At 56.1% G+C, this 916-nt stretch carries 1 protein-coding gene and 1 pseudogene; both read right to left on the bottom strand.

The window, feature by feature from the left end; translation table 11 throughout:
* A partial coding sequence (locus ACMUOY_RS20200) for an NAD(P)-dependent malic enzyme (RefSeq protein ID WP_413894524.1) occupies window positions 1–639 on the bottom strand: 639 nt, incomplete at its 3' end.
* Between the two features lie 13 nt (window positions 640–652).
* Window positions 653–916, bottom strand: a pseudogene (locus ACMUOY_RS20205) (hypothetical protein); the annotation flags it as partial.

Below are 916 nucleotides of genomic sequence, written 5' to 3' on the forward strand. Positions count from 1 at the left end.
CAGGATCGCGTCCTTGACGCCGACCGTCATAAGCAGTTTGGTAACCGCGATACCTGCCGCTCCAGCCCCGTTCACCACTACCTTGACTTCGGATGCCTTCTTCCCTATGAGCTTGAGGGCACTGATCATGGCGGCACATACCACGATCGCGGTGCCATGCTGGTCATCGTGGAAAATCGGGATGCTGCTAATCTTCTTGAGCTTGTCTTCAACCTCGAAACACACAGGCGCCGAGATATCCTCCAAGTTTATGCCGCCGAACGTCGGCTCGAGGCGTTTGACTATCGTAACTATCTCGTCGGGATCCTTGGTGTCCAGGCAGATGGGGAATGCGTCCACCGCCGCGAACCCCTTGAAGAGGACTGCCTTCCCTTCCATCACAGGCATTCCCGCTCCTGCGCCGATGTCGCCCAGCCCCAGCACAGCCGTGCCGTTGGTAACTACAGCCACCATGTTACCCTTGTTTGTGTAGTCATAGATCTTCTCGTAATCGGCATTAATCTCCTTGCAGGGTTCAGCGACGCCGGGAGTATACGCGAGGCTCAGATCCTGCTTGTTTCGGAGAGGAACCTTGCTTACTACTTCGATTTTGCCCATGCTGTCCTTGTGAAGCTTAAGGGCGTCTTCCCTCAATGACATGCGTGCTCCTCCTTTAAGCTTTCGTGACTGCGGTCTCACTATCGGAAACAGCTACTCTGTGCCGATTCAGTTCTGCATCCGGCTTGCCGGGCCTGGTCACTCTGGAAGGGGCGAATACGTGATTCAGCTCCTTCTCGGTCATGAACCCCTTCTCGACGACGAGAGCCCGCACGCTCTTGCCCGTTGCCCGAGCCTCCTTCGCGATGTCGCATGAATGCTGATAGCCGATGTATGGGACCAAAGCCGTGACGACGCCCACGTTCTCCTCGACCATCTT

The organism is Candidatus Skiveiella danica (genome assembly GCF_022705245.1).
Classification (GTDB): Bacteria; Pseudomonadota; Gammaproteobacteria; order Burkholderiales; family Burkholderiaceae_C; genus Skiveiella; species Skiveiella danica.